Origin of the sequence: Azospirillum lipoferum 4B, from assembly GCF_000283655.1 — a bacterium.
Taxonomy (GTDB): Bacteria; Pseudomonadota; Alphaproteobacteria; order Azospirillales; family Azospirillaceae; genus Azospirillum; species Azospirillum lipoferum_C.
The window spans coordinates 426967-446866 of the sequence record NC_016585.1; the positions used below are offsets into that span (position 1 = coordinate 426967).

29 protein-coding genes are annotated in these 19900 nt (G+C 67.0%); 25 read left to right on the plus strand and 4 right to left on the minus strand.

Going from position 1 to position 19900, the window contains the following annotated elements:
• Positions 1–67: 67 nt before the first annotated feature.
• The 4 genes from AZOLI_RS31260 to AZOLI_RS15725 form a co-directional block, all read right to left on the minus strand.
• Positions 68–529, minus strand: a complete 462-nt coding sequence (locus AZOLI_RS31260; protein WP_429725905.1) for a very short patch repair endonuclease — start codon at positions 527–529, stop codon at positions 68–70.
• On the minus strand, positions 486–1241 hold the full coding sequence (locus AZOLI_RS31265; RefSeq protein WP_014188151.1) for an MAE_28990/MAE_18760 family HEPN-like nuclease: 756 nt from the start codon (positions 1239–1241) through the stop codon (positions 486–488). The genes AZOLI_RS31260 and AZOLI_RS31265 overlap by 44 nt, the downstream gene beginning before the upstream one ends.
• Complete coding sequence (locus AZOLI_RS15720) at positions 1238–2320, minus strand: DUF262 domain-containing protein (protein WP_014188152.1); 1083 nt, start codon at positions 2318–2320, stop codon at positions 1238–1240. The genes AZOLI_RS31265 and AZOLI_RS15720 overlap by 4 nt, the downstream gene beginning before the upstream one ends.
• 62 nt (positions 2321–2382) lie before the next feature.
• A complete protein-coding gene (locus AZOLI_RS15725) occupies positions 2383–3489 on the minus strand; it encodes a DNA cytosine methyltransferase (RefSeq protein WP_014188153.1) in 1107 nt (368 codons plus the stop codon).
• Positions 3490–4241: 752 nt separating this feature from the next.
• Between AZOLI_RS15725 and AZOLI_RS15730 the strand changes: the two genes are divergently transcribed.
• The 25 genes from AZOLI_RS15730 to AZOLI_RS30700 all read left to right on the plus strand — a co-directional run bounded on the left by AZOLI_RS15730 (position 4242) and on the right by AZOLI_RS30700 (position 19875).
• Positions 4242–4814: a hypothetical protein gene (locus AZOLI_RS15730; protein WP_044551429.1), complete on the plus strand. Its 573-nt coding sequence runs from the start codon at positions 4242–4244 to the stop codon at positions 4812–4814.
• Between the two features lie 7 nt (positions 4815–4821).
• On the plus strand, positions 4822–5058 hold the full coding sequence (locus tag AZOLI_RS15735) for a helix-turn-helix domain-containing protein (protein WP_244442589.1): 237 nt from the start codon (positions 4822–4824) through the stop codon (positions 5056–5058).
• A 125-nt stretch (positions 5059–5183) separates the two neighbouring features.
• On the plus strand, positions 5184–5459 hold the full coding sequence (locus tag AZOLI_RS15740) for a hypothetical protein (RefSeq protein ID WP_014188155.1): 276 nt from the start codon (positions 5184–5186) through the stop codon (positions 5457–5459).
• A 10-nt stretch (positions 5460–5469) separates the two neighbouring features.
• A complete protein-coding gene (locus AZOLI_RS15745; protein WP_014188156.1) occupies positions 5470–6237 on the plus strand; it encodes a hypothetical protein in 768 nt (255 codons plus the stop codon).
• Between the two features lie 103 nt (positions 6238–6340).
• Complete coding sequence (locus tag AZOLI_RS15750) at positions 6341–6595, plus strand: hypothetical protein (protein WP_014188157.1); 255 nt, start codon at positions 6341–6343, stop codon at positions 6593–6595.
• 12 nt (positions 6596–6607) lie between these two features.
• Complete coding sequence (locus AZOLI_RS15755) at positions 6608–6790, plus strand: hypothetical protein (protein WP_014188158.1); 183 nt, start codon at positions 6608–6610, stop codon at positions 6788–6790.
• Positions 6787–7785: a tyrosine-type recombinase/integrase gene (locus AZOLI_RS15760; RefSeq protein ID WP_014188159.1), complete on the plus strand. Its 999-nt coding sequence runs from the start codon at positions 6787–6789 to the stop codon at positions 7783–7785. The genes AZOLI_RS15755 and AZOLI_RS15760 overlap by 4 nt, the downstream gene beginning before the upstream one ends.
• A 1-nt stretch (position 7786) precedes the next feature.
• Complete coding sequence (locus AZOLI_RS15765; RefSeq protein WP_014188160.1) at positions 7787–8293, plus strand: host-nuclease inhibitor Gam family protein; 507 nt, start codon at positions 7787–7789, stop codon at positions 8291–8293.
• A 73-nt stretch (positions 8294–8366) separates the two neighbouring features.
• Positions 8367–9158 (plus strand): DNA-methyltransferase, encoded by a 792-nt coding sequence (locus tag AZOLI_RS15770; protein WP_014188161.1) that lies wholly within the window; start codon positions 8367–8369, stop codon positions 9156–9158.
• Positions 9155–9421: a hypothetical protein gene (locus AZOLI_RS15775; protein WP_014188162.1), complete on the plus strand. Its 267-nt coding sequence runs from the start codon at positions 9155–9157 to the stop codon at positions 9419–9421. Before AZOLI_RS15770 ends, AZOLI_RS15775 begins: the two co-directional genes overlap by 4 nt.
• Before the next feature lie 69 nt (positions 9422–9490).
• Positions 9491–10237 carry a hypothetical protein gene (locus AZOLI_RS15780; RefSeq protein WP_014188163.1) on the plus strand — a complete coding sequence of 249 codons (747 nt, stop codon included), beginning with the start codon at positions 9491–9493 and terminating at the stop codon, positions 10235–10237.
• Between the two features lie 89 nt (positions 10238–10326).
• Positions 10327–10857 (plus strand): terminase small subunit, encoded by a 531-nt coding sequence (locus tag AZOLI_RS30695; protein WP_014188164.1) that lies wholly within the window; start codon positions 10327–10329, stop codon positions 10855–10857.
• A complete protein-coding gene (locus AZOLI_RS15790) occupies positions 10841–12925 on the plus strand; it encodes a terminase gpA endonuclease subunit (protein ID WP_014188165.1) in 2085 nt (694 codons plus the stop codon). The genes AZOLI_RS30695 and AZOLI_RS15790 overlap by 17 nt, the downstream gene beginning before the upstream one ends.
• Entirely contained in the window at positions 12922–13155 is a 234-nt protein-coding gene (locus AZOLI_RS15795) for a phage head-tail joining protein (protein WP_014188166.1), read from the plus strand. The genes AZOLI_RS15790 and AZOLI_RS15795 overlap by 4 nt, the downstream gene beginning before the upstream one ends.
• Positions 13155–14765: a phage portal protein gene (locus tag AZOLI_RS15800; protein WP_048816526.1), complete on the plus strand. Its 1611-nt coding sequence runs from the start codon at positions 13155–13157 to the stop codon at positions 14763–14765. Before AZOLI_RS15795 ends, AZOLI_RS15800 begins: the two co-directional genes overlap by 1 nt.
• Positions 14766–14780: 15 nt before the next feature.
• Positions 14781–15620 (plus strand): S49 family peptidase, encoded by an 840-nt coding sequence (locus AZOLI_RS15805; protein WP_052315461.1) that lies wholly within the window; start codon positions 14781–14783, stop codon positions 15618–15620.
• Complete coding sequence (locus tag AZOLI_RS30425) at positions 15617–16138, plus strand: hypothetical protein (RefSeq protein ID WP_014188168.1); 522 nt, start codon at positions 15617–15619, stop codon at positions 16136–16138. The genes AZOLI_RS15805 and AZOLI_RS30425 overlap by 4 nt, the downstream gene beginning before the upstream one ends.
• Positions 16135–16494 carry a head decoration protein gene (locus AZOLI_RS15815; RefSeq protein ID WP_014188169.1) on the plus strand — a complete coding sequence of 120 codons (360 nt, stop codon included), beginning with the start codon at positions 16135–16137 and terminating at the stop codon, positions 16492–16494. The genes AZOLI_RS30425 and AZOLI_RS15815 overlap by 4 nt, the downstream gene beginning before the upstream one ends.
• A 12-nt stretch (positions 16495–16506) precedes the next feature.
• On the plus strand, positions 16507–17532 hold the full coding sequence (locus AZOLI_RS15820) for a major capsid protein (protein ID WP_014188170.1): 1026 nt from the start codon (positions 16507–16509) through the stop codon (positions 17530–17532).
• A gap of 3 nt (positions 17533–17535) precedes the next feature.
• Positions 17536–17865 (plus strand): hypothetical protein, encoded by a 330-nt coding sequence (locus AZOLI_RS15825; protein WP_014188171.1) that lies wholly within the window; start codon positions 17536–17538, stop codon positions 17863–17865.
• A gap of 6 nt (positions 17866–17871) precedes the next feature.
• Positions 17872–18174, plus strand: a complete 303-nt coding sequence (locus AZOLI_RS15830; RefSeq protein ID WP_014188172.1) for a head-tail joining protein — start codon at positions 17872–17874, stop codon at positions 18172–18174.
• The gene (locus tag AZOLI_RS15835; protein WP_014188173.1) at positions 18174–18593 is read left to right on the plus strand and encodes a hypothetical protein; all 420 of its coding nucleotides are present in this window, start codon (positions 18174–18176) and stop codon (positions 18591–18593) included. The genes AZOLI_RS15830 and AZOLI_RS15835 overlap by 1 nt, the downstream gene beginning before the upstream one ends.
• Positions 18594–18670: 77 nt before the next feature.
• A complete protein-coding gene (locus AZOLI_RS15840) occupies positions 18671–19147 on the plus strand; it encodes a hypothetical protein (protein ID WP_014188174.1) in 477 nt (158 codons plus the stop codon).
• 84 nt (positions 19148–19231) lie between these two features.
• The gene (locus AZOLI_RS15845) at positions 19232–19618 is read left to right on the plus strand and encodes a hypothetical protein (protein ID WP_014188175.1); all 387 of its coding nucleotides are present in this window, start codon (positions 19232–19234) and stop codon (positions 19616–19618) included.
• 23 nt (positions 19619–19641) lie between these two features.
• A complete protein-coding gene (locus AZOLI_RS30700) occupies positions 19642–19875 on the plus strand; it encodes a hypothetical protein (RefSeq protein ID WP_014188176.1) in 234 nt (77 codons plus the stop codon).
• Positions 19876–19900: the final 25 nt, after the last annotated feature.

Here is a 19900-nt window from a genome sequence, read left to right on the forward strand (position 1 = left end):
GCCGGCCCGACCGGCAATTTCGTTTGGATCCAGGCATTGCAGGGATTGAAACAGATGGTTCCTGCAATCAGTTTTCGCAGCCAAGCCAGCGGGACAGCTTTTTATTCAGGAAATCTGGATTGCGAGTCTCACATTCCCAAATGGTCAGGACATCCCAGCCCAATGCGCGCAACTCTTGTTCTTTTCTGGTGTCTCTCTCGGTATTCTTTTTGAATTTATCTTCCCAGAAATCGGTTCTTGTCTTGGGGGTGGTTGAATATTTACATCCATCATGACGATGCCAGAAGCATCCGTGAACAAAGATCGCCTTCCGGAGACGAGGGAACACCATATCCGGAGTCCCAGGCAAATCCCGCCGGTGCAGACGATAGCGGTATCCAAGTGCATGCGCCAAGCGTCTGACGATCATCTCTGGTTTGGAGTCGCGCGGACCTATGCGCGCCATGAGAGCAGATCGTTCAGGCGAGGGCGCAGCATCCTGCTTGTTAGGCGTTGGCTTGGTTGGCTGGTCTTCGTTCCGGGCGGAGATATTGATGCTCCTTTATATATTTTATGAAGGCTTGAACGACCTCACGAAGGTAAGCCGCAACATTGTTTGAAAGTGCGCGTAGATCTTGCACGCCATCGTCTTGGCCGCATTCAGCAAAGGAAAGGTTTCCGTGAGCCAATTTGTTCCTTAGATGAACGATTAGGGCCATAGCTCCCAGATCATTCCTTATTTTACGTTTCACACCGCTTTTTGCCGTTGCGCTGATGTCGAGTCTGCATCCGATGCGATCGGCTATTCTAAATATGGCGGCATCGTCCCAATTTCCACCTCCACCCTTATCGATGTCGAAAGGGTCGACAGGCAACGCAGCAACCAAGTGATCACAGAGGACGAGCGCTTCTTCCAGGCGTTTATCCGCTCCCATATCGATATTGGTTCGGGCCACATGCTTTACCCATTCCCGGCGCAGCTCGTTGGTGAGATCGCCGGGAGTCCAACGAGCTGCCTCCATTGCAGCTTTGCTTACGGCGTCCAGGCAACTTGTTATGCTCGCCTCTACAAGATTGTAGAGTTGTAGGTAGACGCCGGAATACAGGATTCTCTGCTGCTGGGTGGTCACTACAAAATTGTTTCCATCTCCAATGCGAGGTACGCCGGAGCGCACTACGGCTTCGATACCATCCAGAAAATCAAGATAGGCTGAAATCTCTCCAAATCTCTCCTCAAATTTATTTGAGAGTTCATCAATCATAATGCACCTGTCAGAGCTTCCTTGACAAAATCCATTCTATTCTGAAGCTTGGATTTAACATTTGCTGCGTCTGATGTGGTTTTCTTTTTAAAATCGTCTCCGTCAATCCATGGGGATACGTCTATTGCTTGCCAATTCTGGGCTAGTTGCGGGTTAATTTTCAGTGCAAGATAACTCCCAATGGCTATGGCCTCGAACCTCACACGCGGAGTGGTCGTCGCTCCAGCTGTTTTCTTGAAGCCATTTGGGAAGACACGCTCCACAAACTCCAATGTCTCGTAGAAACGCCGCCTATAGATCGCCGAAAGCTCTGCCTCTTCAATGAACTTTTCGTTCATCCTCTTGGTGTAGTCGAATATAAACCTTGATGGGCTGTCCTTATAATTTTCCAGCCCATCCCCATAAGCAAAGAACCGAGCGACCAACTCTTCATTGATTCTCTCGTTTTTTGACTTCTTTGAGATTGGCGCAAGCCTACCTAGAATTTCGCTGTCGGCAAGCTCAGTGACCATATCTTGGAACAGGCCACGCAAAGCACCCCGGCGAACTTCCGCCGTGTTCGTGACCTTGCTCCCGGTGTTGATGCGCTCGAACATATCGAAACGAGCTTGATCATCGGCATGCTCGTTCAGGACTATGCCTCTGATCGATCGATTTAAAATCTTGTTCTGACGAGATGGAAGGAGGTCAGAAAAATATGTGTGAGATATAGACGGAATTTCTTCAAGTTCGGTGAGCTTCAAATCATTGTTAACGTAATGCTGGATAGTCCTGAGGCGCTGAGAACCATCAACAATTTCAAGCTGCCCACTTTCCATCTCCCAAAAAAAGATGAACGGTATGGGAAGCCCCATGATGATGGACTCTATGAAGCGGGATTGTCTTTCTGATTCCCAGGTGAATTCACGTTGATACTCAGGGATCACGAAACGCCCCTGGTTCATCTTGTCCGCAAGATACTCAACAGAGTACTCGGTCATGTAAAAATCAATGCGTCGAGAGCGCTCGATGATCTCGGTCTCTGCCGCCTCGGCTCTTTCCTGTGAGAAGAGGTTCCTTGTCCGGGGCGATCTCGCCATTTACTTTCTCCCATTGACGGCCCCAAGCTACATAGCTCATCGACCGTCAGACGGGAAGAACTTTAGAACAAGGACAACTGCCCTTGAGGTGGGGGTAGGCCATCACGCACTTGACTGAGATGGGTACGAATCGAATGCCCGATCGCCTCTCCCAGCTTCGGCGGAACTGCGTTGCCGATCAGCGTTCCCAAACGATTGAAGGTGACCTCGTCGTCAGCGTCGAGGAACTGGTAATCGGGAGGGAAGGATTGCAGAAGAGCAGCCTCCCTCAAACTGATGGCCCTATCCTGTTCGGGGTGCCCGAAACGACCGTTTCCGAAGCCATAGCACTGGGTCGTCATGGTCGGCGCGGGTTTGTTCCATTCCATCCGACCATAGACCGCTGGATACGTCTTGCCAGTCTTTCGCACATGGCATTTCGCCCGAAGGCTCTTGGGCCAATCGCGCCAAGTTCCGCCGGGCTTCGACGCGCGAATGCGGCGAAGGTTGATCGGGCTCAGGGACGAAGCGGTATGGAGGCGATCATCAGGGTGTGTTCCTCCGGCGGTTATCGCAGGAAGTTCACCGATCACCTGCTTTACCGTGCGAAGGTCCTTCGTATCCGGCCCGGCCAGTTCGATCTTACCCAGTTGAGAGGCCAGGAGGACCAAGCGGCGGCGGTTCTGAGGCACACCGAATTCCGTACACAGCACCTCTCGCCAAGTGACTTTGTAGCCCTCTGCCTCCAGAGCCGCGACGAATTCCTTCCATATGCTCTGGTTGGCGAGACCAGGAACATTCTCCATCGTCACGATTTCGGGACGGATTGCGACCGCGAGCCGCTGGAATTCCCGCAGAAGGGTCCATCGGTTGTCTTCGGATTTACGGCTTTGCGAATAGGTCGAGAAGGGTTGGCACGGGGCACAGCCTGCCAGTACCCGAATCGAAGCCTCGCCGAACCACCCGATCACATCGTCGGCTGTCACGGCCGAGACGTCCCTGCATACGAACGTTGCCCCGGTATTGGTTTCCAGGGGGAAGCGGCATGAAGGATCGAGATCCACGCCTGCCGCGACATGCAGTCCGGCTTGTTTCAGGCCATAGGCGAGGCCACCAGCGCCACAGAACAGGTCAACGACTGCGATCGAGTCGCTGCTGGTTCCTTCCGTCGATGTCGTCGTCTGGTCCATTTTTCTCATACAGTCCGAAACACGGCGGCCGTCGTGAACACCAGATCGGCAGCGTCCCGTGCCGCCTTCCATCCATATCTAGAGCCTTCGGTGGAAAGGGGCAACGACCCATCGAGTATGCGGTGCGAGGAAAAATCAGAGTAGGGTCCAGGAAATATCGTTTTGGATGTCGAAGAGGTCGGTTCATCGCTCCTCCTCGGCCTTGGGTTGTGCTGAGCGGCGGTCTATGGACAGAGGGAAGGTGAATGCCATCCTTGACGCTGCGCCCCCAACGGAGCGATCTTTCGGGCCGGAGCTTGATAACTCCCCACAGGCGGCAAGCCACCCGCGCGTTTTTCGCGATGTGGCTATTTTTATGCCTGGACTCTGTCCGGAGCATGCCCCTTTGCCGGGGGTCGGATAATACAACACCCGCAAGGGGAATAGTCCGGCCTGACCTGTGCAGGTTATCAGCCCCCGGCGCCAGGGCTGCCTTGATAAGCGGTCCTCCGTCGGTCATGCCGCACAGGAGGGCATTCGCCGTGGAAACCATGAGCGACAACGGGCAAGCTTTGCCCGCGTTATCAACGACCGATATCGACATCACGATCAATCACGAGCCGCGCATCCGTGACCTTCGGCTTGCCGAAGCGCTGGGCATGGCGGACCGCCACGCCATCCGCCGGCTGATCGAGCGGCACATGGACGCGCTCGGTAGGTTCGGAGAGGTAATTTCCGACGCTGATCGGAAATTCGGGCGGGGCCGTCCGTCCATGAGCTTCTATCTCACCAAACGGCAAGCGCTCTACATCACGGCGAAGTCGGACACCGAGCGCGCCGCGCTGGTGACGATCCAGATGGTCGAGCTGTTCGACGCCGTGACCGGCGGGGCCGTGCATTCCGCCCTGGCTCCGGCCCTCACCCGCGCCGACCTCGACGCCATCGACCGCCGCGCCCGACGGATCGGGCAGGAGGAGCAACAACGGGTGCGCTCCGCCCTGACCGACCGGGCGCTCGACCGTCTGCGCCGGGGCGAGCGGATCGACATCGCCTCGCTGTCTGCCGACCGGCCGCATGAGCCCGCCGCTCTGCCCCCGCCGCCCGCCCGGACGCGCGAGGAGAGCATGGACCTCGCGCTTGCCCATCTGCGCGCCCTGCCGCCCGAGCTGCGGCAGGAGGGCTTCCGCCTGATGCACGCCATCAAGGCCCACAGCGACGCCCTGACGGCACTGAAGGCCGCGACCGAGGCGATCAACTCCCCCCTCGACACCGTCGCCGAAATCCTGGAGCGTGAGACGACCCTCATCCGCCAGACCATCGCCGCCCAGGCGGGCAGGGTGGGGTAGGGAGCGCGTGGATACTCTCGCCGCGATGAAGCACCCGCCTCTGGCCAAGCGGGTGCGCCGCTCGACCGGGCTGTCGCAGACGGCGTTCGCCGAACGTTTCGGCATCCCTCTGCGCACGCTTCAGGATTGGGAACAGGGCCGCCGGGAGCCGGATGCTGCCGTGGAGTCCTACCTGCGCGTGATCGAGAAGGAATCGGGTATGGGCGCTCATGCCCTTGCAGCCGAACGTCTGGCAACAAAGTGAGGAATAGTCCGAATAAAATTCTGGCCATTCAGCGTTAAGCAAGGAATTGGTAATCCTTTTTGGGCAAACAATCCTAACTCCCCGGTCTGGCGCCATCGTGCCGGGGGATTGCCCGGAGGTTGCCCATGTCCAAGTCCGCGTCGCTGATGCCGGTGTTCCTCGCCTATCAACAATTGGCCGGTTGCGCGGAATGCGAGACGGCCGACCGGTTGCGGGGCAAGTTGGAGCAAGCTCTGGCGGCCGGCGAGGTGGTGTCGGCCGACGACCTGTTCGCCAAGGCGCGCTATCTGCAGGATTGCGGGCGGATCGACCCCGGCCTGATTCCGATGGAGGCCCTGGACACGCTGGTGGCCGGGGTGGCCCGGCTGCTGGGGCCGGGGATGTCCCAGGCGGCGGCGTGAGGGCTGGACCATGGCCATCGCCTTCGCCCGCTGCGACACCCGCCGACGCCTCGACCTCGAAATCCTGGTGACCTGGGCGCTGCGCGACCAGCAGGCCGACCGCGTCCAGTCCGGCCTTTTCGACATCGAGGCCGCTGCGAACGATCATGGATGGGAACCGCAAGGGGTGAGCGGCGACGGCGTGGCCGAGCTGCTGCGCCGTCATGAAACCGGCGACCGGGTGGATGGTGGCGGGCCGGTGCGCGGCATCGCCGTGACGGTCCATCCCGATGCGGAAGCCGTCGCCAACGCGGTGGGGTGGCTGGATCCATGGCAGCGGCGCCTCGTCCGCTTCCATGGCCGCTCCGGCACCCGGCCGGACTGGCTGCCGCTGGTGCCGCCCCTGGTCGCGGTGAAGCGGCCGAGCGAAGCGCGCGGCCGCTACCGGCATGTCACGGCCGAGCGGTGGGAGTTCGTGCCGACCCGATCCGAGCTGGCCAAGCGCTACCTTCTGCGCGGCCAGTCGCTGTTCGACGCCCGCGGGCAGCGTCGGATCGTCGAGGAAGAGCGGGGCTTCCACTTTCGCACCTTCGGTGATGGACGCCGGCAGGTGCAGGTGAAGTGGTGCCCGCTGGAGCCCGCCCACAGCGATGCCGAGATCGTCGAGGCCAACACCGATTATGCCGGCTGGCACGCCGGCATGACGGCGCTGCTGGAGCGGATCGGCGGCTGGGGCCTGCACGATCATGTGCTGACCGGCTTCACCGCGCCGGCTGCGCCATGGGAATATTATCCTTGACGAAAGGTCAATTCCTTGACAGGGTGAGCGGGACGAATTGCGTGTGAAGGAAGGCCCGCCCGGCAGCTGCCGCGGCGGGCCTTCCGCTGTCCGGGGGCTGGCCATGCGGACCGAATGGGACGGCGGGCTGTGCCTTCAGCTCGGCCCGGTGGATCGTCACTTCGCCGTGCGCATCATCTACCAGGGCGGACCCTTCCGCGCCGACATCGAGGCCATCGAGATCCGGACCGCGCAGGGCTGGATCCGGGCGCCCTGGCTGATCGAGCTGGTGGAGGATTGCGCGCCTCTCTTCGACATGCTGCGCGATCATGCCGCCGGCCGGCTGGCCGATGCGCGGGCGGTCGCACGGCTTCCCTGACAGGACAGCAGGATGGACGAGCTGATCCGCGAGGCGGTCGCCGCCGGTGCCGGCCTCACCCATGACAACGACCCGGCGGCGGTGTGCCCGTCGGACGGTGCGGTCGAGTTCTTCCGGCAGCAGGTCGCGGCGACGCTGCGCGAGCTGCCGGAAGACATGACCGTGGCCGAGCTGCGCGACGCGCTCGACGGATGAGCCTTCCCGTCCTTCCGGGCGATCCGGCCGGACAGGACGTCAGCGACGCCCGCCACGCCCCGGCGCTGCGGCTGGACCGCATCCAGGAGCACCTCCTGGACGCCTTCTATGCCGGGCGCTCGGCCAACACGGTTCGGGCCTACCGGCGGGATCATGAGGATTTCCGGACCTTCGTGGCCCGGCAGGACGGGCTCGCCGCCTTCGCCGCCACCGCCGAACAGGCGGTGCGGATGCTGCTGGCGGTGGAACACGGGCAGGCCAACGCTCTGGCGCTGGGCTACCGCAACGACATGGTCCGGCGCGGCCTGCAGCCGGCCACGGTGAACCGCCGGCTGGCCGCCCTGCGGTCGGTGGTCAGACTGGGCAACACGCTGGGGCTGGTCAGTTGGGCGCTCGACATCGAGAACGTCGACTCCGTCACCTACCGCGACACGCGGGGGCCGGGGCGGGACGGCGTGCGGGCGATGGTGGCCCAGGCGAAGGAACGCACCGACGCCAAAGGCCTGCGCGATACCGCCATCGTCCGGCTGCTGCACGACGTGGCCCTGCGCCGCGGCGAGGTGGTGTCGCTGGACCTGGAGCATTACGAGAGCCGGCGCGGCACCGTCGCGGTGCTGGGCAAGGGGCGGACCCAGCGCGAGCGGGTCACCCTGCCGGCCGCCACCAGGACGGCGCTCGAGGCGTGGATTGCGGTGCGGGGGAAGGCCGCCGGACCGCTGTTCCACCGCCTCGATGCCGCCGGCCGAGGCACAGGGCGCCTGACCGGCGCCGCCGTGTACCAGGTCATCCGAGAACTGGGCGCCGGGGTGGGCATCGCCACCCGGCCGCACGGGCTGCGCCACTCGGCCATCACTGCGGCGCTGGACGCCAGCAACGGCAACATCCGGGCGGTGCAGCGCTTCTCGCGGCACCGGGACGTCCGGGTGCTGCAGACCTATGATGACAACCGCGCCGACCTGGCTGGCCAGATGGCGGCGCTCATTGCGGAGGATTGACATGGGCGAGACTGTCGCCGCTCCCGTGCGCCGGGTGCGCACCCAGGACCAGGCTGCGGCTGTGGTGGGCCGGATCGGCGCTGCGCAGGTGCAGCTGAGCCGGCTGAAGGCCTCGCTGGACGTGGCAGTCGCACAGGCCAATCTCGCCTATGAGACTGCGGCGGCGCCGCTGCGCACGGCCATCGCCGCCGACACGGAACTGCTGCGCGGCTACTTCGACGCCAACCGGGCCAGCCTGCTGAGCGGGACCAAGAAGTCGGTGGCGCTGTCCACCGGCACCATGGGCGTGAAGAAGACGACGGCCAAGCTGGTGGTGGCGGACGCCGACACGCTGCTGACGCTGCTGGAGGAAGACCGCAAGCTGCGGCGCTTCATCCGCACCAAGAGTGAGGTCGACCGGGCTGCGCTGCTGGCGGAGCCGAAGGTGGCGGTGACCATTCCCGGCGTCTCCATCGAGGGGGGCGACGATGCCTTCTTCGTCAAGCCGCTGACGGTGTCGGCGGCCTGAGTCCTAAGCTTGCGAAAACCCGCATTATCGCAAGCTGACCCCTGAAAAACGGCTGAAATCCAAGGGTTTCGCAATGACCTCCCATTCCGTGACGATCGGCGCCGCGACGCTGATGCTGGGCGACTGCATCGAGCGGATGCGGGAGCTTCCCGACAGCTCGGTCAGCCTGGTGCTGACCGACGTTCCCTATTCCAGCGGCGCCACCCGCGAGGCCGGCCGCACCGCCTACGGCAAGACCATGACGCGGTCGACCAAGGGCGGCGGTGACCGGTGGTTCGGTTCCGACAGCCTGAGCACGCGCGGCTTCCTCCACCTGCTGCGCAGCTGCGCCATGGAGTGGCAGCGGGTGCTGAAGCCGGGCGGCCATGTGCTGGCCTTCATCGACTGGCGCATGAGCGATCATCTGGCCGATGCCATCGACGGAGGCGAGGCCGCGCTGTTCCTCAATGGCCATGCGGCCGACGCGATGGAAAGCGCCGACCTGAAGCGGGTTGGGCTGCTGGTGTGGGACAAGACCTATTTCGGCATGGGGACGCATTTCCGCCACCAGCATGAGCTGATCCACCACTTCACCAAGGGCAAGGGTACGGAGCCGCTGCGCCGCAACGTGGCCAACGTGCTGCGCCATGCGCCGGTGCGGCTGGGCGCCCACCCGACGGAGAAGCCGGTCGGGCTGCTGGCCGAGCTGATCGGCACCGTCTGTCCGCCCGGTGAAACGGTGCTCGACCCGTTCTTCGGCAGCGCCTCCACCGGCCATGCCGCCCTGACCACGGGGCGGCGCTTCATCGGCATCGAGCGCGACCGGCGCTATTTCGAGGCCGGCTGGCAGCGGCTGGCCAACCTTGCCGAGGAGATGGCGGCATGAGCTTCGACCTGGAGGGGCTGATGGCCAACCTCAACACCCAGCGCATCGCCGTGGACGGCGTCATCTGGGGCTATCTGGTCAGCATGTGGATGTGGCTTGGCGATGTCCAGGGCGAGGCACAGCGGGTGACGGTTTACCTGTCCCTGGCCATCGTCCTGGGCCGCGGCGTGCTGTTCCTCCTTGACCTCCGTGCCCGCGCCCGGGGCCAGTCCAAAGTGTTCACGCGTGAACACTTTGACGGCGACCGCCCCCCCAAGCCGTAAGGCGGTTTCAGCCGCTCCAAAGTGTTCACGCGTGAACACTTTGCCCGCTGACCAAGGACAGGCAACACCATGGCCTACGCACGGATCCGGGCCTCTGCCCAGCAGGTGAAGGCGGCCATCCGCCAGTACGGCGACCAGCTCACCCGCTACGCGCTGCCGATGGCGCTGACCAGGACGGCGCAGGACGCCAAGCTGGCGGTGCAGCGGGCGCTGCCGGAGGCCTTCGACCGGCCGACGCCCTACACGGTCAACGCCACCTTCGTCCGGCCCGCCAGCAAGGCGGACCCGGTGGCCTGGGTGGGCTTCAAGGACGACTGGGGCAAGGGCACGCCGGCGGCGCGCTACCTGCTGCCGAACGTCGAGGGCGGGCCGCGCCGGGACAAGCGGATGGAGCGCCAGCTGCGGGCAGCCGGTCTGCTGCCGGCCGGCATGTTCGCCGTTCCGGGCGAAGAGGCCAGCCTCGACGCCTACGGCAACATGCGGCGGTCGGAGGTGGTGCGCATCCTGTCGCAGACCCGGGCCTTCGGGGAACAGGGCTACAGCGCCAACCGGAGCGACAGCGCCCGCAGCCGGAAGAAGCGGCGGCGCAACGGCTACTTCGCAGCATTGCCGGGCAACGCCGGCGGGCTGCCGCCGGGCATCTACCGGCGCGACGGCGCCGACGCCCGGCCGGTGGTGATCTTCGTCCGGGCGCCGAGCTACCGCCCGCGCTTCCGCTTCCACGACATCGTCGAGCGGGCGGTGCGGGCCACCATCGGCCGGCGGCTGGAGGAGGCGGTGCGGACGGTCAACGCCCGCTTCGCCGCCCGGCGGTGACGGGTCCTTCCGGGGGGTACCACCCACGAGGGTAATTCGGGCCGCACCGGTCCACCCTCTGAGAAATTTTCGGATCGAGGTTTTTGTTTATGTCCAAACCGGGCCAACGGGTGAACCGGGCGGAGCTGGCCGACCTGTTCGGCGTCAGCCTGCCCACCGTCGACGCCTGGGTGCGCGACGGCTGCCCCTTCGCGGAGAAGGGGGCCAAGGGCCGGGAATGGGCCTTTGCGACGGCCGACGTTCACCGCTGGCTGGTGGACCGCGCCGTGGCCGACGTCGCCGCCGGCTATGAGGGCGAGATCGGCGTCATCACCGCCGACGAGGCCAAGCGCCGCAAGGCGGTGGCCGATGCGGTGGTGGCCGAGATCAAGGCCGACGAGGCGCTGAATGAGGTGGTGAACCGCCATGAGGCCGCGGCCGACGTCGCCGGCTTCTGCATTGGGCTGCGCACCGGCCTGTCCAACGCGGTGGCCAAGATCGCCGGCCGCGCCGCGGCGATGACCGGGGCGCCGGAAATCCAGGCGATGGCCGAGACGGAAATCAATCGGGCCTTCGACGCCGCCCGCGACGAACTGGTCAAGAGCTGGGGCGCTGCGGTGGGCGATGAACCGGGGGCATGAGGCGGCGGCGCGGGTCAGCGCCCACCGTCACGGCGACTACCGGACCGGACGGGGCGAGCTGCGCCGGGCGCTGCTGGCCCTGTTCGACGGCAGCCTGAAGTTCCAGGAACGCATGAGCGGCTCGGTGTGGGCCGAACGCTATGGCTGGATCCCGAAGGGCACCGGGGCCGAGCACGGCAAGGTGACGCTCTACGGCTATCAACGCGGGCTGCTGGACGCCATGTGCGATCCGGCGGTGCCGCTGCTGACCGTGCTGAAGGCGGCGCGCGTCGGCTACACCCGCTGCGCCACGCTGGCGGTGGGCTACCACCTCCACCAGGACCCGACGCTGTGCGCCATCGCCCAACCCACCGTACCGGACGCCGAAGACTTCGGCAGCGGCGAAATCGCGCCGATGCTGCGCGACACGCCGGTGCTGAAGCCGCTGATGCGGCCGGTGAAGAAGGGGGAGAAACAGGACAACGCCGCCTTCTACCAGCTGAGCAACGGCGCCAGCGTGCGGGTGGTCGGCGCCGCGTCGGACGATGCCTTCCGCCGCTACTCGGCCCGCTTCCTGTTCGCCGACGAAATCGACGGCGACGGCTGGACGCCCGGGGCCAAGACCCAGGGCGACAAGCTGAAGCTGTTCTGGACGCGCGGCGAAACCTTCTGGAACCGCTCGATGGTGCGCGGCTCGACCCCGCTGCTGTACGAGACCAGCCGGGTGTGGAAGCTGTGGCTCGCTTCCGACCAGCGCCGCTACTTCGTGCCGTGCCCGCAATGCTCGGACGCCGCCGGCCAGCTCGACGGCTGGCAGTATCTCGACTGGGGCGGGCCGGACGTGCCGCACGGGCTGAAATGGAGCCTGGACGCCGAGGGCGCCCTGGACAAGGTGTGGTACGTCGGCACCTGCGGCTGCATCATCGAAGAGCGGCACAAGGCGTGGATGGACGCCAACGGCGAGTGGCGCCCGACCGCCAAGGCAAAGGTGCCCGGCCATGTCGGCATGCACCTGTGGACGGGCATGTCGCTCAACCCCAACGCCGCCTGGACGGTGATCGTCCAGGAGTGGCTGGAGGCGCAGGCCGATCCGGCCAGTCTGGTGCAGCCCTTCATGAACCTGCGGCTGGGCCGCCCCTACCGGGCGACCTACGGGCAGGAGGTCAAGAGCAGCAGCTTCATCGACCGCATGGAGCCGTACCCGGCCGAAGTGCCGGCGGGTGTCGAGTTCATCACCGTCGGGGTGGACGTCCAGTCCGGCACGGTGAACCCGCGGCTGGAGGCCTCCGTCTACGGTTGGGGCCGCGGGCTGGAGGTCTGGCTGATCGGCCATTTCGTCCTGGCCGGCGATCCGGCCAAGGGCGAGGTGTGGGCGGCGCTGGACGAGGGCGTGCTGCTGCGCCGCTACCGCAAGCCGGACGGCACCACGCTGGACGTGCGGGCCAGCTGCATCGACTCGGGCGGCCATCACACGCAGGAGGTCTACGCCTTCGCCAACAAGCGCCGCTCCCGGCGGGTGTGGGCGATCAAGGGCCGGTCGGAAAGCCGGGGCCAGCGGGGCAGGGTGTGGCCGCGCAAGCCGTCCAGCAAGCTGGGCCATGTCTGGTACATGATCGGCGGCAACGCCGCGCGGGACTGGGCCTATGGCAGCCTGGCGGTGGACAAGGCCGGGCCGCGCCATGTGCATTTTCCGCAAGCCGCCATCGACGGCGCCCGCGAGCTGGACGACGAGTTCTTCGCCCAGCTGACCCGCGAGAAGCTGATCGTTCCGCGCGGCCAGCAATACACGGTGTGGCAGAAGCCGGCCGAGGCCCATGAGGCCGGGGTGTGCTTCGTCTACGCCTATGCCGCGGTGTGCGGCCTGCAGGCCCTGTCCGGCAAATACGTCAAGCTGGGCGAGGCCGACATCGAGGCGGCACCGGCTGAAGCCGGCGATACGGCCGGCGAGACCATGACGGAATCGACTCCGGCCGACGCCATCGCCGCGGCGGTGGAGCGGGCGCGCCGGCTGAGCCGGCCGGCCGCAGCCGTCCAACCGGCGGCACCGACGCCGCCGGCCTCGACCGACAAAGGGGAACTCTACCTATGACCGACGTCACCATCCTGGAGGCGTGGCTCGCCGACGCGCGGGCCGCGCACCATGCCCTGCGGATCGGCCAGCAGAAGGTCAGCGTGCGCTTCGGCGACCGCGTGGTCGAATACGCCCCGGCCAACGCCACCCAGCTCGCCAGCTACATCGCCTCGCTGGAGCGCCAGATCGCCGCGGCGAAGGGCCGGCGCGGTCCGGCGGTGTCGCCCTATGTCCGGATGATCGGTTGATGGCCACCGCTCCCGTCATCCTCGACCAACACGGGCGGCCTATTCCGCAGGCCGAGATCCGGCGGGCTCGGGCGCAGGCAGCGATGGGCGCCTTTCTCGCCGGATCGGGCAACGCGCCCGAGCTGCGCGACTGGACGCCGGCGGCGGGCTCGCCCGATGCCGACCTCGACGGCGACCGCCAGACCATCGTCGCCCGCGCCCGCGACCTGGAGCGCAACGACGCCCTGGTCTCCGGTGCGGTCCAGTCGCTGAAGGACAGCGCCATCGGCTTCGGTCTGGATTTCCAGTCGATGCCGGACTACCGGGCGCTGGGCATCGGCCGCGACCAGGCGCAGGACGCCGCCCGGCGGATCGAATCCATCTGGCACGAGTGGAGCGAGGACCGCGACGCCTGCGACGTCACCGGCCAGCTGCCCTTCGGCGCGATGCTGCGCCAGTCGGTGCAGTCCGACCTCGTCGCCGGCGAAAGCCTGCAACTGGCCCTGTGGCTGCCGGAGCGGCAGCGCCGGCTGGGCAGCCGCTTCGCCACCGTGATGCAGACGGTGGAGGCGGACCGGCTGTCCAACCCGCAGGACCGCATCGGCGATCCGCGCCTGCGCGACGGTGTCGAGATCGACGGGTATGGCGCACCCGTCGCCTACCATATCCGCAGCAGCCATCCGGGCGACCTGTTCATGCCCTGGGCGATGGCGGCGGCGGAGTGGCAGCGGGTGCCGTTGCGCGGGCCGGGCGGCCGGCGGGTGGTGATCCACTCCTTCGACCAGAAGCGGCCGGGCCAGCACCGCGGCGTTTCGGTGTTCGCGCCGGTGATGACCGAGCTGAAGCAGCGCGCCCGGTTCCAGCGGGCCGAGCTGCAGGCGGCGGTGGTCAACGCGGTGATCGCCGCGGTGCTGGAAAGCCCGGCGGACGGGCAGACGCTGCTGGACCTGTTCGGCGACGCCAACAGCTACATGGACATGCGCAACACCCAGCCGTCGGTGCAGCTCGGCATCGGCCCGGGCGGCGCCATCCCGCGGCTGCTGCCGGGCGAGTCGCTGAAGGGCTACTCGTCCAACCGCCCCAGCGCCGGGATGGACGGGTTCGTCACCACGGTCAGCCGGCTGATCGCCACCGGCATCGGCATGACCTACGAGACCTTCATGCGCGACTTCTCCAAGACCAACTACTCCAGCGCCCGCGCGTCGCTGTTGGAGGGCTGGCGCTTCGTGCTGTTCCTGCGCATGCACAAGACGCTGACCTGGTGCCGGCCGACGCTCGACCTGGTGCTGGAGGAGGCGGTGTGGCGCGGCTACATCGACCTGCCGGGCTTCTCGGAAAGCCGGGCGCGGCGGCAGGCGTGGCTGCGCGGGGTGTGGCGCGGTCCGGCGCGCGGCTGGGTGGACCCGGTGAAGGAAATCACCGCCGCGGCGATGCGGGTGCGGCTCGGCATCTCCACCCTGCGCGACGAGGCGCTGGACCAGGGCCGCGACCTCGACGACCTGCTGGACCAGATCGCGCTGGAACAGGAGGCGCTGAAGGCGCGCGGGCTGACCCTGCCCGAGGTCAACTTCATGCCCACGCCCGACCCGATTGAAAACGCCCAGCCCGAACCGGCAGCCGCCGGCGCGTAACGGAGTCCACCCGACATGCTGAAGACGATGCAGCCCGTGCTGGTGGCCCCAGCCTGGGCCGAGACGGCGGCTGCGCGCATGGTGCAGCTGACCCGGGCCGGGGCCGAGCTGCCGGCCGGCTGCACCCGGCTGGGCGAGGTTAACGGCACGCGCCGGCCCTACGAGGTGGACCGGGGTGTGGCGGTGGTGTCGGTCGCCGGGCTGCTGGTGCCCAAGCTGGGCTATATCGGTGCCAGCTGGGCCACCGGTTACGACGGGCTGCGCTTTCAGCTGGCGCACGCCTTCGCCGATCCGGACGTGCGCGCCGTCTGCCTCGACATCGACAGCGGCGGCGGCATCGCCCAGGGCTGTTTCGACCTGGTGGACTGGATCGTCGCCACCAAGAAAGCCGCGGCCAAGCCGGTGGGAGCCATCTGCAGCGAAGAGGCCTATTCCGCCGCCTACGCCATCGCCTGCGCGGCCGACAGCATCGCGGTGCCGCGCACCGGCGGCGTGGGATCGATCGGCGTCTGGCTGATGCACTGGGACTATTCCCGCATGCTGGAGGAGGCCGGGCTGAAACCGACCCTCATCCAGTCCGGCGCCCACAAGACCGACGGCCACCCCTATGCCGCGCTGCCCGACGCGGTGCGCGCCGACTGGCAGGGGCAGGTCGATGCGCTGCGCCAGCTCTTCGCCGAAACCGTCGCCCGCGCCCGCGGGCTCGACGTGGCGGCGGTCCTCGCCACCGAGGCCCGCTGTTTCGAGGGGCCGGTCGGCACTGCCGAGGCCGTGCGCCTTGGGCTGGCCGATGCGGTCCTGCCACCCGACCAGGCCTTTGCGGCTCTGGTGGATCATGTGAGGGACATCCAGTGAAGACTTTCAGCTTCGCTCACCTGAACCCCTTCGGCCGCTCCAAGGCGGCGGACGGGGAGACCCAGGCGGGCACCGACAGCACGCCCAAGGCGGGCGAAGAGTCCGGTCAGCAGGACCAGGAGGACGACAAGGAGAAGCCGGCGGACGGTGACGAACCGAAAGCCGGCAGCCAGCAGGCCGCCGCACCGAGCGAACGCGAGCGCTGCGCCGCCATCTTCGCCGCGCCGGCCGCTGCCGGCCGCGTCCAGCTCGCCGCCCATCTGGCCTTCAACACCGACCTGACGGTCGAGGCCGCTTGCGCCGCGCTGGAGGCCGCCCCCATCGGCGCCACCGCGCCCGGCGCCTCCACCCCCACCGGCAACCCGCTGGCGCTCGCCGCCATGGACGCCCACCCCAACCCGACCGTCGGCGCCTCCACCGACACCGGCAGCCTGAGCGACGACGAGAAGGCCGCCGCCGCGGTGCTGTCGAGCATGGCCGCCGTCGGGCTCATTGCGAAGAAGGACGGCACCCGATGACCCCCGCCAGCTTCTCCTCCCAAACCAGCCAGCCGCTGCCGTCCCTGATCGCCGGCGACTTCCCGCGCGTCACCCGGCTGGTGACCATCGCCAGCGGCGCCGGCGTGCTGCCCGCCGGTGCCGTGCTCGGCCGAATCGCCGCCGGCGGCAAGTTCACCCTGTCGGCCGCCGCGTCCAGCGACGGCTCCGAAGCGGTGCGCGCGGTGCTGGCCGAGCCGGTGGACGCCAGCCTGTCCGACGTGGTTGCCGTCGTCTACCTGAGCGGCGAGTTCAACGCGGGCGAGCTGACTTTCGGCGCCGGCCATTCCGCCGCGTCGGCGGCCGACGCGCTGCGCGACCTGTCGATCTTCCTCTGAGGACACCCACCCATGGACATCTACTCCACCCTCGCCATGCTGGGGGTGCTGCGGTCGCTGCGCGCCAAGGCTCCCCGCTTCCTGCTGGACATGTTCTTCCCGCTGGCCAGCTTCAGCGATACCGAGAAGATCATCTTCGACGTCGAGGTCGACGACATCGAGGTCGCTCCCTTCGTCTCGCCGCTGGCCGCCGGCCGCGTCGGCACCGACACCGGCTATGAAACCAAGATGTTCGCCCCGGCCTATGTGAAGCCGCTGCACGACATCAAGCCGGACGAGCCGCTGCGCCGGCTGGCCGGCGAACCGCTGGCCGGCAGCCTGTCGGCCGCGGCACGCGAACAGGCGATCCTGGGGGCCAAGCTGCAGCGCCAGCTGACCCAGATTCTGCGCCGCAAGGAGGTGATGGCGGCCGAGGTCCTGCGCACCGGCAAATGCGTGGTGAAGGGCGAGAAATACCCGGAGGTGCTGGTGGACTTCCAACGCGCCGGCGACCTGTCGCTGGTGCTGTCCGCCGGCGCCCGCTGGGGCGAGGCCGGCGTGTCGCCCTATGCCGACCTGTCGGAATGGATCGACCTGGTGGGGCAGAAGTCCGGCGCCGCGGTGAATGTCGTGGTGATGGACGCCAAGGCCTGGGCGCTGTTCGAGGCCGACCCGAAGCTGGAGAAGGTGCTCGACCGCAACCTGGGGCAGGCCGCCATCGTCCAGATGGGCTTCCAGCCCGGCGTGCCCGGCACCCCGGTCTACAAGGGCCGGATCGGCATGGTTGAGCTGTACACCTACAACGACACCTACACCGAGGGCGGCGTCACCAAGCCGCTGCTGCCGGACCACACGGTGCTGCTGGGCGCCACCGGCGCCATGGAGGGCACCCAGGCCCATGGCGCCATCCTCGACCCGCGCGCCGGCTATCAGGCCCTGGAGGTCTTCCCCAAGAGCTGGATCGAAGAGAACCCGGGCCGGCGCCTGCTGCTGAGCCAGTCGGCGCCGCTGGTCTACCCGCGGCGTCCCAACGCCTGCATGGCCGCGACGGTGAGGTGATCCATGGCCAAGCTGCGCCTGCTGGCCACCGTGAAGGTGGCCAAGGAGACCACGCTGCGGCCGGGGGCCGTCATCGAGGTCAAGGACCCGGAAGACGAACAGGCTGCCTCGCTGGTGGCCCGCGGCTTCGCCCGCTGGGTGAAGGCCGGCGACGGGATCGAGGAGGACGGGCTGCCGCTCGACCGCATCATCGCGGCGATCGGCCAGCTGGACCCGGCGAATGCCAAGCACTTCAGGGGCGGCAAGCCGGAGCTGAAGGCGCTGGGCGAGCTGCTGGGGGTGGACATTACCGCTGACCAGCGTGACCGGGCCTGGGCCGCCCTGCAGGGCTGACCGGCCATGGTCTTCGACGACCTCAACGCCGCCTGCATCGCCGCCTTCGGTGAGCCGGCGGTGATCCGCCGGGCCGGCCGCTCCGACGTCACCGTCATCGGCATCTTCGACCGCCGGCACTATCAGGTGGAGACGGACGACGGGCCGGTCTCCACCCTGATGACCTCGCTGGCCGTGGTCGACGCCGACATCGGCGGGCCGGTGCCCGCCGGCGCCGCCGTCGAGCTGCGCGGCCTGACCTTCACGGTGTCCGAGCCGCGGCCGGACGGGCAGGGCATGACCGTCCTGCTGCTGCGGGAGGCGCGCTGATGCACGCCCGCACCCGCATCCGCAGCGCCATCGCCGCGGCGCTTGCCTCCATCGCTCCCGTCACCGCCAACCGGGACGATCCCTTGCCGGCCGACGCGCTGCCCTGCATCGGCCTGTTCACGCCCGACGAGGCGACCCAGGAACTCACCATGGGCAGCCGGCGCCAGATGCGGCGCATGGACCTCTATGTCGATGGCTATGTCCGCGCCGGCGCCGACCTGGACGACCAGCTCGACGCCATGGCGCTGCGCATCGAGCGGGCCATCGCCGCCGGCGGCAAGTTCGGCGGAACGCTGGACCGCATCGAGCTGCTGCGCACCGTCACCGACCGCCTGACCAGCGGCGAGCTGAAGGCCGGCGTCACCCGCCTGCAGTTCGCCGTGACCTACCAGACCAAGTTCGGCCAGCCCGACGCCTGAGCCTTCCGGAGCCTCCGGAGCTTCCCCGCCGCCCGGATTCCGGGCGGCTTTTCTTTGCCCGAAGGAGGGGCATTCCCATGAGCGGCAACGCTGTTCAGAGCGCCGGCACGCGCCTGTTCATTTCCACCACCGCCCTGTGCACCACCGAAGCGCAGTACAAGGCGCTCGCCTGGACCGAGGTCGAAGAGATCGAGGATATCGGCGCCTTCGGTGAGACCTTCGAGAAGGTCACCTACAAGACGCTGGGCGATGGTGCCGTCCACAAGAAGAAGGGCACCGTCGACTATGGCTCGGGCACGCTGAAGCTGGCCCGCGTTCCGACCGGCGCCGGCCAGATCGCGATCCGCGCCGCGGCCAAGAACCGCAAGGCGGCCTACAACATCAAGATCGAGTTCGACGACGCCCCGGACGGCGGCACGCCGACCACGATCTACCTGCGCGCCTACGTCATGTCCTACACCACCGAAATCGGCGGCAACGACAAGGTGATCGAGGCCAGCGTCGGGCTGGAAATCGACGCCGAGCCGATCGAGGTGGCGGCCGACGCGCCGTAAGCGCCGGCGCCTACCTCCCACCCCTGATGCCGGCAGCCCGCCCTGGCTGCCGGCCCTTCCCCCCGTCCACAGCGAGATCCTGCCATGACCGCCCCCAGCACGGCGCCGCGCTTCGCGCACGGCGTGATGACCATCTGCCTCGACGGCGAAGACGTCGAGCTGTTCGCCAACGTCCGCGCCAGCCGCACCATCTGCCGCCTGTATGGCGGCCTGCAGCAGGCCTTCAGCAACACCAACGCCTTCGACTTCGACACGCTGGTGAATGTCGTCAACGCCGCGGCGGGCCGCGTCGGCAAACAGGCCGAGGCCACCGCCGAGGCGATCTTCGCCGAGGGTGTCGTCGTCGTCGCGCCGCAGGTGCTGCTGTTCCTGAATTTCCTCGCCGGCGGCGGCAAGGCGCCGAAGGTCGAGGGCGGCACCACCGAACCGAAGGTGGATGGCGAGGCCGCCGCATCGGGGGAAGCCGGCTGACCTTCGCGGAGTACGTGGACCGGATGTTCCAGTACGCCACGGGCTGGCTGGGATGGTCGCGCAGCGAGGCGCTGGACGCCCCGTTCCCCGACATCCAGCTGGCCCTGGACGGGAAGGTCGATTTCCTCGCCGCCACCACTCCCGGGGCCAAGCGCCAGAGGCGCAAGCCCAAGGACACGGCGGAGCTGAAGGAGCGGGCGCGGGCCGTGTTCGGCCTGAAGCGCCCACAACAGGGCAAGGGCAGGGGCGCCGGGTGACCGGCGCCCTTTTCGTTTCCGGAGA